Origin of the sequence: Longimicrobium sp. (assembly GCF_036554565.1) — a bacterium.
Lineage (GTDB): Bacteria > Gemmatimonadota > Gemmatimonadetes > Longimicrobiales > Longimicrobiaceae > Longimicrobium.
Genome location: NZ_DATBNB010000184.1, coordinates 1 through 9,374 on the forward strand (window position 1 = coordinate 1; position 9,374 = coordinate 9,374).

Sequence of the window (9,374 nt, forward strand, 5' to 3'; positions counted from 1 at the left end):
GTGGTTGCCGCGGCGGGCGCCGTACGAGTTGAAGTCCTTGGCATCCACCCCGCGCTCCACCAGGTACGAGCCCGCGGGCGAGTCCTTCTTGATGGAACCCGCCGGCGAGATGTGGTCCGTCGTCACACTGTCGCCCAGCAGGGCCACGGCGCGCGCCTTCACGATGTCGCCCACCGACTCGGGCGCGTCGTGCGCCATGTTCTCGAAGTACGGCGGCTGGCGCACGTAGGTGGACGAATCCGCCCACTCGAAGCGGTCGCCGGCGGGCACGGGCATGGACTTCCACCGCTCGTCGCCCTCGAACACGCCGGCGTAGCTGCGCTCGTACATGGCGCTGTCGATGGACGACTGCACCGCGGCCTGCACCTCCGTCAGCGTGGGCCAGATGTCCTTGAGGAACACCGAGCGCCCCTCCGGGTCGGTGCCGATGGGTTCGTTGTACGGGTCCCAGTCCATCCGCCCCGCGATGGCGTAGGCCACAACCAGCGGGGGCGACATCAGGAAGTTGGCGCGCACCTCGGAGTTGATGCGCCCCTCGAAGTTGCGGTTGCCGGAAAGCACCGAGCAGGCCACCAGCCCGCGCTCCTGGATCTCGCGTGAAATCTCTTCCGGCAGCGGCCCCGAGTTGCCGATGCAGGTGGTGCAGCCGTAGCCCACGGTGTGGAATCCCAGCCGGTCCAGGTACTCCTGCAGCCCCGCCTTCTCGTAGTACGCGGTGACCACCTTGGATCCCGGGGCCAGCGACGTCTTCACCCACGGCTTGCGCGTCAGCCCGTGCTCGGCGGCCTTCTTGGCCAGCAGCCCGGCCGCGATCATCACCGATGGATTGGAGGTGTTGGTGCAGCTGGTGATGGCGGCGATCACCACCGACCCGTGGTCGATCTCCCCCGCCCCGCCGGACGGCGACGCGTCCGTGGCGGCGTGCGCCTCGTCCACCGCGCCCGAGCCCTCGCCCCAGACCGCGGCGTCCGTGCCGGCCTGGTTCTCCTTGCCGATCGCCGCCGCATCCTTCACCGCGGCGATGGGGGCGCCCTTCTTCTCGGGCATCAGCTCCGGAAGGGCCGCCTTGAACGCCTTCTTGGCCTTGCTAAGCGGAATGCGGTCCTGCGGGCGGCGCGGTCCGGCGATGCTGGGTTCCACGCTGTTCAGGTCCAGCGTCAGCGTGTCGGTGAACACCGGCTCGGGGCTGGCGGCCGTGTGGAAGAGCCCCTGCTCCTTCATGTACGCCTCCACCAGGGCGATCCGCTCCGCCGGGCGGCCGGTGAAGCGCAGGTACTCCAGCGTCACCTGGTCCGGCGGGAAGATGGCGCAGGTGGCCCCGTACTCCGGCGACATGTTGCCGATGGTCGCCCGGTCCGCCAGGGCCAGGCTGGCGATACCGGGCCCGTAGAACTCCACGAACTTGCCGACGACGCCCTTCTTGCGGAGCATCTCGGTGACGGTGAGCACCAGGTCGGTGGCCGTGGCGCCCTCGGGGAGCTCGCCCTCCAGCTTGAAGCCGACCACCTCGGGGATCAGCATGCTGATGGGCTGGCCCAGCATGGCCGCCTCGGCCTCGATGCCGCCCACACCCCAGGCGAGGACGCCCAGCCCGTTGACCATGGGCGTGTGGCTGTCGGTGCCCACGCAGGTGTCGGGATAGGCCTGCGGAACGTCGCCCTTCATCAGGTTGGGGTTCTCGTCCGTGCTGAACACCACGCGCGACAGGTACTCCAGGTTCACCTGGTGCACGATGCCCGTGTTGGGCGGCACCACCTGGAAGTTCTGGAACGCCTGCTGCCCCCAACGCAGGAACGCGTAGCGCTCGGCGTTGCGCTGGTAATCCAGCTCCACGTTCTGCTCGAAGGCCTCGGGGGTGCCGAACGCGTCTACCTGCACCGAGTGGTCGATGACCAGCTCCACCGGCTGCAGCGGGTTGATCTTGGACGGATCGCCCCCCAGCTGCGCCATGGCGTCGCGCATGGCCGCGAGGTCGACCACGCAGGGAACGCCGGTGAAGTCCTGCAGCACCACCCGCGCGGGCGAGTAGGCGATCTCGCGGTCGGGCGGGTCCTTGGGGTTCCACCGCGCCAGCGCCAGGATGTCGTCGCGCGTAACGGTGACGCCGTCCTCGGTGCGCAGCAGGTTTTCCAGAAGGATGCGCAGCGAGTACGGCAGGCGTGACACGTCCACGCCCTCGCGGCTCAGCGCGTCCAGGCGAAAGATCTCGTAGTCGCGTCCGCCGACCGAAAGGGTCGAGCGGGCGCCGAAGCTGTCGGCCATCAACGATCTCCTGTTCGGGAACCAGAACCCAGGGTGCGCCCCGCCGCCCTCACCACCCGGCCACCCGTCCGTGCGACGGGGCGCGTTCCATCGCACAGTTTATCCCCCCTGGCGCGCGTCCGAAAGTCGGGACGGCGGCGCTGGAGATCGACCCTGCGGCGAAGCCCGCACAGGCTTGCAAGCGACGCTCCATCAGCCGTGCAGGATCTGCGGTAATCCGCTACGTTGTGAGCCGCGCCGGCTGGGTCCGGGCGAGTGAGGAATCACACGAGAGAGACGTATCCGCGATGAGCCGCGAAGTGATCCTGATCGGGGACAAGGTCCTCATCAAGCCCGAAGAAGAGAACCAGCAGACGCCGTCGGGGCTGTTTCTGCCGCAGGGGGTGCAGCAGAAGGAGCAGGTGATGCAGGGAACCGTGGTGAACACCGGCCCCGGCTACCCGCTGGGCGAGGCGGCGGCGGATGGAGAGACGTGGACGGGCCGCACCCGCACCGAGCTGCGCTACGTACCGCTGCAGGCGGAGAAGGGAGACTACGCCATCTTCCTGAAGACGCCCGCGGTGGAGGTGGAGATCGACGGGAGCAAGTACCAGATCGTCCCCCACAACGCCATCCTCCTCCTCATCCGCGACCGCATTCCGCTGCCCTGAGGGATTGGACGCGAGGTAGATGAAGATAAATCTCGTAGAAGGCGCACTGTGGTGAGGTAGCGCCAGCGCGAGCTGTGGCGGTTGAAACCGCGTCTGGAAATTCACGAAGTCCGCCTTCGCGGACTGCCGTCTACAAAGTATCGTGCGTGGAAATTACGCGAAGCTCTACCTGCACCTGGTGTGGGCGACGTGGGATCGGCTGCCGCTGATCACCCCTGAGTTGCGCGTGCCGGTCTACCAGGCCCTGCACGAGCAGGCGAGCCGGACAGGCTGCGAGGTGCTCGCCGTGGGAGGGATCGAGGACCACGTGCACGTCCTCGTGAAGATCCCGACGACGATCTCCATCGCCGAGATCGTGAAGAGCATGAAGGGCGGCTCCACACACGTGGTCACGCACGCGGTGCAGCGCGGCTCGTTCTTCAAGTGGCAGGGCAGCTACGGTGCCTTTACCGTCTCCCGCACGCACGTCCCCATGGTCCGCGCCTACGTCCTCAACCAGGAACGGCACCATCGCGAAAACCGCCTCAGCCGCACGCTCGAACGCATGTCCGAACACTGAACCCGCGGCCGCAGTCCGCGAAGGCGGACTTCGTGACGTTCCAGCCGCGGTTTCAACCGCCCGGACGGATGGCGGCCCAAAACGCACGTCACCCGCCCACGCACGTCACCACGTCCCGCCCGCCGACGCTCAATCTATCATGTCGCGCCCACCGCCTCCCCTTCGGCCCTTCCCAGTGCAACGCAGCCGTGCTCCTCGAAGTCGCGCGGCTCGATCTGGATCGTCAGGTGGTGAAGACCGAAGCGGTCGTGCAGCACGCAGTGCAGGTCCCCCAGAATCTCGCCCGAGTGGCGCCGCTCCATCCGCTCGCCGACAACGACGTGCGCGCTGAGCGCATCCAGTCCGCTCGTGATCGTCCACACGTGAAGGTCGTGCACGTCCTCCACCCCGTCCACGCCGAGCATGGCCCCGCGCACCGCGCCCAGGTCGATGTGCGCCGGCGTGCCCTCCAGCAGCACCCCCACGCTCTCCTTCAGCAGGTGCCACGACGAGTACAGCACCAGCACCGCGATGGCCACCGAAACGGCGGGATCCGCCCACGCCCAGCCGAACGCCCAGATCAGCAGGCCTCCCGCGATTGCACCCACGCTGCCGAGCGCATCCGTCAGCAGGTGCAGCCAGGCCCCACGGATGTTCAGGCTTTCGTCCTTGCCGCCGTGAAGGATCACCAGCCCCGCCACGTTCACCGCCAGCCCGCCCACGGCAATGATCATCACCGTGAGCCCGGCGACAGGTTCCGGCGCGTGGAAGCGGTGCCACGCCTCGACGAAGATGAAGAGGGAGATCGCGATCAGCGTGGCCGCGTTGGCGAGCGCCGCAAGGATCTCCGTGCGGTGATAGCCGAACGTGCGCCGGGGCGTCGCCGGCTTCTGTGCCATCCAGATGGCGAACAGCGACAGCCCCAGCGCCCCCACGTCCGACAGCATGTGCCCCGCGTCCGCAAGCAGGGCCAGGGAGTTGGCCATGATGCCGCCGACCACCTCCGCCACCAGGTACACCGCGGCCAGGGCGAGCGTCAGCTTCAGCCGCCGCGTGTTCCGGGCGGCTCCGTGGGAGTGCGAGTGGCCGTGCCCGTGGTGGTGTCCGGCGCCCATGGAAGTGCGTAAGTGCGTAAATGCGTGAGCGAACCGCCTGGATGCATACCGTGGGAATCGGCGGAAGTTCGCGTCCGCGGCAGAAACGAAAAAGGCGCGCCGGAGCGCGCCTCGAATCGTCAGCGGGATACTGCGTCCGCGGGAGGAGGGCCGTGGCGGAGTGCGCGCAGGCCGCGTACGACGAAGAAGATGCCCACGGCGATCATCCCCAGGCTCAGCGTCTGGCCCATGGTCAGCGGACCCAGCACCGTCCCGATGGGATCCCCCGCGTCCGTGAACTGCGCGTCGGGCTGGCGGAACAGCTCCAGGAACGAGCGGATCAGTCCGTATCCCAGCATGAACACGCCGCCGAGCGTTCCCGGAGCCAGGCGGATGCCGCGCTTCCTCGTCCACGCGTACAATCCCCAGAGCACCAGCCCCAGCAGCAGCCCTTCGGCCAGCCCCTCATACAGCTGCGACGGGTGGCGCAGCGGCACCTGCGCGCGCACCTGGTCCCACAGCCCCGTGCGGTAGGCCTGCTCGATCAGCAGCTCGCGCTCGCGCATGGAGCCGGCGCCCGTCGTCCCGAGCAGCTGCGCGGCCACGGGATCGGTAGGAAAGCGCACGGCCCAGGGCACCGCGTCCGTCGTCACCCGCCCGTACAGCTCGCCGTTGATGAAGTTGGCGGTGCGCACGGTTACGATCGCGGGCGGAACGGCCAGCGCCAGCCCGTCGCCCACGCGCAGGAAAGGCAGCTTGTGCTTGCGCGAAAACCACCATCCCGCCGTCAGCGCCCCCAGCAGCCCGCCATGGAACGCCAGGCCGCCTTCCCAGATGCGGATGATGCGCGCCGGGTTGGCCGCGAAGGTGGCAAAGTCGTAGAAGAGGATGTAGCCCAGCCGCCCGCCCAGGATCACGCCCAGGATGAACATGAACAGCAGGTCGCCCACCGAGTCCGGGTCCATGGGCACGAAGCCGTCGCGGGCCATCTTGCGCATCAGCAGGTAGCCCGCGAAAAAACCCAGCATGAAAGTGATCCCGTACCACCGGATCGCCAGGCCGCCCGGGAGTTCCAGGGCGACGGGGTCGATGCGGGGGAACGGGATCTCGATCAGGCCCAGCGGGACCATCACCACGGCGGAACCCGCGGAAATCAGCGCTTGGCGGCGGCCCGGGAACGCGCCTCGGCCAGCCGCATCTCGATCACCTGCGCCTGCTGCGAACCTTCCTTGGCGTCGGCCAGGAGCCGCTCGTAGATGGCGACCGCGCCGGCGAAGTCGTTGTTCTGCTCGTGCATCAGCGCGGCCTGGGCCAGCGCCTCCACCCGCTGGTAGTCGGCGTTGGCCTTCTCGGCCGCCTGCTCGTAGGCGCGGATGGCGGCGGCGCGGTCACCCGCCTGCGCGTGCGCCGAGCCCAGCATCATCGCCGCCTGCGCGGACAGCCGCGAGCCGCTTCCCGCCAGCGGCGCGAGCGCGGTGACGGCCGCCTTGGGGTTGCCGTTGTTCAGCCGGATCTCCGCCAGCAGCATGCGGGCCTCGTCGGCCTCTACGGTGCCCGCGTGCGCCTTGATGAACGCCTCCACCTGCCCGGCGCCCGCCGCCGTGCCCACCGAGGGGTTGGCGCGCAGGGCCAGGAACTGCTCGGCGGCGCGCGCCGCCTTGCCGGCCGCGTTCACCCGGTACACCAGGTACCCACCCACCGTCACCAGCGCCACCGCCGCGATCGTAACGATCATGCGGACGTTGCGCTTGGCCCACGCGGCCGCCTCGGCGGCGCGCACGGCGAACGCGTCCTCGGAGTCGATCGTGGTCTGCGGCCGGCGGGAACGTGCGGCGGTGGACGATGCCATGCGGGGACCCTCTGACGTGTGCTGGGGAAGGGGCCCGTGGCCCCGGATCGACGTTTCGACCCAAACGAAAACAGACGCGCACGCCGGCAGGCGCGCGCGGGGAAACGCGTAAAGGTATCCCGGGGCTTGTGGTTCGTCAACCTGAGGGGCCGCGCGCGCCTGCACGGGGCGCCGCCGCCCCGGCTTCATTATTGCCAACGCCGGGGGCGGGCGCCCCGCCCCGGAAACGCGCGACAGCACTCCAATCCACCAAACGAAGCCATGGCCGACCGCTACGTCTATTTTTTTGGCGCGGGAGAAACGGAAGGCAGCAAGGAGATGAAGGACCTGCTCGGCGGCAAGGGCGCCGGGCTGGCCGAAATGGCGCGCATCGGCGTGCCCGTGCCTCCGGGGTTCACCATTACCACCGAGGTCTGCCGGCTGTACCTGCGCGGGGGGCGCTACCCCGACGGGCTCCGCGAGCAGGTGGCCGCGTCGCTCGCCCGGCTGGAGCGCGCCACGAACAAGACGTTCGGCGGGGACGAGGCGCCGCTCCTGGTTTCGGTGCGCTCCGGCGCGGCGTTCAGCATGCCGGGGATGATGGACACCATCCTGAACCTGGGCTTGAACGACCGCACCGCCGCCGCGCTGGCGGCGGCCAGCGGCGACGACCGCTTCGCCTTCGACAGCTATCGCCGTTTCGTGCAGATGTACGCCGACGTCGTCCTGGGGGTGCACGCGGAGCACTTCGAGCGGCTGATCGAAGACACGAAGCGCGCCCGCGGCATCAGCGAAGACACCGACCTTTCCGCGGACGACCTGCGCGAGCTCGTCGCGCGATTCAAGGCGCTCGTGCGCGACCATACCCGCGCCGACTTCCCGGAAGAGCCGCAGGAACAGCTCTGGGGCGCCATCCACGCCGTCTTCGGGTCGTGGGATACGCCGCGCGCCAGGGCGTACCGGCGGATCAACGGCATCAGCGACGACCTGGGGACGGCGGTGAACATCTGCTCCATGGTGTTTGGCAACATGGGGTCGGACTCGGGAACGGGCGTGGCCTTCACCCGCGATCCCTCCACGGGCGAGCGGCGGCTGTACGGCGAGTTCCTGGTGAACGCGCAGGGCGAGGACGTGGTGGCCGGCATCCGCGACCCGCTGCACATCGACGGCATGGAGCAGGCCCTTCCCAACTCGTTCCACGAGCTGGTGGAGGCCGCGCGGCTGCTGGAAGACCACTACCGCGACGCACAGGACCTGGAGTTCACGGTGGAGCGCGGGCGGCTGTACCTGCTGCAGACGCGCAACGCGAAGCGCACCGGGCGCGCGGCCGTGCGCATGGCGGTGGAGATGGTGGACGAGGGACGCATCACCCCGGAAGAGGCGGTGCTGCGGGTGGATCCCGGCCAGCTGGACCAGCTTCTCCATCCCATGATCGACCCCGGCGCCTCCGTGCACCTGCTGACGACGGCGCTCCCCGCCTCGCCGGGCGCGGCGTCGGGACGGGTGGTCTTCAACCCCGACGAGGCGGCCGAGCGCGGCGCGCACGAACCGGTGATCCTGGTGCGCCGCGAAACGTCGCCCGAGGACTTTCACGGGATGGTGGTGTCGCAGGGCATTCTCACCTGCCGCGGGGGGATGACGTCGCACGCCGCCGTGGTGGCGCGCGGCATGGGCAAGTGCTGCGTGGCGGGCGCCGGCGACGTGCTGATGGACGAGGCGCGGCGCCAGTTCTCCGCCGGCGGCACGACCGTGAAGGAGGGCGACTGGATCACGCTGGACGGCACCACGGGACGGGTGATCCTGGGCAAGGTGCCCACGGTGGAGCCGGAGCTGACGGACGACTTCCACCGGCTGATGGAGTGGGCCGACGGGTTCCGCCGCCTGCGCGTGCGGACCAACGCCGACACGCCCAACGACAGCGAAGTCGCCCGCCGCTTCGGCGCCGAGGGGATCGGGCTCTGCCGCACGGAGCACATGTTCTTCGAGGGCGACCGCATCGACGCCGTCCGCGAGATGATCCTGGCCGAGACGGGCGCGCAGCGGGCCATCGCCGTCGCCAAGCTCCTGCCGATGCAGCGCGCGGACTTCGAGGGGATCTTCCGGGCGATGGACGGGCTGCCGGTGACCATCCGCCTGCTGGACCCGCCGCTGCACGAGTTCCTTCCCCACGGCCCGGCCGAGATCAAGGACCTGGCCCGCAAGCTGGGGATGGACCCCGTGCGCATGCGCGAGCAGGTGGAGCGGCACCACGAGTCCAACCCCATGCTGGGCCACCGCGGCTGCCGGCTGGGGATCACCTTCCCCGACATCACCTGGATGCAGGCGCAGGCCATCTTCGAGGCCGCCGTCAACGTGCAGGCGCAGGGGGTGACGGTGTGCCCCGAGATCATGATTCCCCTCGTGGGCACGGCCGAGGAGCTGAAGCGGCAGCGGAAGATCGTCGACGAGGTGGCGGCGGAGGTGTTCTACCAGTGCGACACCCGCGTCGACTACCTGGTGGGAACCATGATCGAGCTGCCGCGCGCCGCTTTGACGGCGGACCGGATCGCGGAGCACGCGCAGTTCTTTTCATTCGGCACCAACGACCTCACGCAGACCACGTTCGGCCTGTCGCGCGACGACGCGGGGCGGTTCCTGCCGGAGTACGTGGCGGCCGGCGTGCTGCCTGACGACCCGTTCCAGACGCTGGACGTGGAGGGGGTGGGCAAGCTGGTGGACATGGCGACGCGCCTGGGCCGCGGCGTGAAGGCCGACCTGAAGGTGGGCGTCTGCGGCGAGCACGGCGGCGATCCGCGCTCGGTGGAGTTCTTCCACGCCGTGGGACTGAATTACGTCTCCTGCTCGCCCTACCGCGTGCCCGTCGCGCGCCTGGCCGCCGCCCACGCGGCCCTGAACGACCGCACGACGGAGCCGCGGGCGGCGCCCGCGCCGGTGGCGGACGCGGAGGTACAGGAGATCGAGGCAATGGCCGCGGACTGAGGGGCGCGGCCCTGCTCCGCTGG

Annotated in this window: 7 protein-coding genes; 3 read left to right on the forward strand and 4 right to left on the reverse strand. The window is 69.5% G+C overall.

Annotation, left to right across the window (positions count from 1 at the left end; translation table 11 throughout):
• Positions 1-2,262, reverse strand: a 2,262-nt coding sequence (acnA, locus tag VIB55_RS05015; protein WP_331875572.1) for an aconitate hydratase AcnA, incomplete at its 3' end; no start/stop codon positions are given.
• A 287-nt stretch (positions 2,263-2,549) separates the two neighbouring features.
• Between acnA and VIB55_RS05020 the strand changes: the two genes are divergently transcribed.
• Together VIB55_RS05020 and tnpA are read left to right on the forward strand one after the other, a co-directional pair.
• Entirely contained in the window at positions 2,550-2,912 is a 363-nt protein-coding gene (locus tag VIB55_RS05020; protein WP_331875573.1) for a co-chaperone GroES family protein, read from the forward strand.
• Between the two features lie 142 nt (positions 2,913-3,054).
• Positions 3,055-3,471 carry an IS200/IS605 family transposase gene (tnpA, locus tag VIB55_RS05025; RefSeq protein WP_331875574.1) on the forward strand — a complete coding sequence of 139 codons (417 nt, stop codon included), beginning with the start codon at positions 3,055-3,057 and terminating at the stop codon, positions 3,469-3,471.
• A gap of 137 nt (positions 3,472-3,608) precedes the next feature.
• Here the strand turns inward: tnpA and VIB55_RS05030 are convergent, their stop codons facing one another.
• From VIB55_RS05030 to VIB55_RS05040, 3 genes are all read right to left on the reverse strand, one after another.
• On the reverse strand, positions 3,609-4,565 hold the full coding sequence (locus tag VIB55_RS05030; protein ID WP_331875575.1) for a cation diffusion facilitator family transporter: 957 nt from the start codon (positions 4,563-4,565) through the stop codon (positions 3,609-3,611).
• A 119-nt stretch (positions 4,566-4,684) separates the two neighbouring features.
• Positions 4,685-5,674: a prolipoprotein diacylglyceryl transferase gene (gene lgt, locus VIB55_RS05035; protein WP_331875578.1), complete on the reverse strand. Its 990-nt coding sequence runs from the start codon at positions 5,672-5,674 to the stop codon at positions 4,685-4,687.
• 23 nt (positions 5,675-5,697) lie between these two features.
• The gene (locus VIB55_RS05040) at positions 5,698-6,393 is read right to left on the reverse strand and encodes a tetratricopeptide repeat protein (protein ID WP_331875576.1); all 696 of its coding nucleotides are present in this window, start codon (positions 6,391-6,393) and stop codon (positions 5,698-5,700) included.
• A gap of 261 nt (positions 6,394-6,654) precedes the next feature.
• Here VIB55_RS05040 and ppdK point away from each other — a divergent pair, with 261 nt between their 5' ends.
• Positions 6,655-9,351 (forward strand): pyruvate, phosphate dikinase, encoded by a 2,697-nt coding sequence (gene ppdK, locus VIB55_RS05045; protein WP_331875577.1) that lies wholly within the window; start codon positions 6,655-6,657, stop codon positions 9,349-9,351.
• The last annotated feature ends 23 nt before the right edge of the window (positions 9,352-9,374 follow it).

What these genes read in the sequence shown, in the direction of transcription:
- lgt (WP_331875578.1), bottom strand. Translation starts at nt 5,674, where the DNA reads ATGGTCCCGCTGGGCCTGATCGAGATCCCGTTCCCCCGCATCGACCCC.
- ppdK (WP_331875577.1), top strand. Translation starts at nt 6,655, where the DNA reads ATGGCCGACCGCTACGTCTATTTTTTTGGCGCGGGAGAAACGGAAGGC.
- VIB55_RS05030 (WP_331875575.1), bottom strand. Translation starts at nt 4,565, where the DNA reads ATGGGCGCCGGACACCACCACGGGCACGGCCACTCGCACTCCCACGGA.
- VIB55_RS05020 (WP_331875573.1), top strand. Translation starts at nt 2,550, where the DNA reads ATGAGCCGCGAAGTGATCCTGATCGGGGACAAGGTCCTCATCAAGCCC.
- VIB55_RS05040 (WP_331875576.1), bottom strand. Translation starts at nt 6,393, where the DNA reads ATGGCATCGTCCACCGCCGCACGTTCCCGCCGGCCGCAGACCACGATC.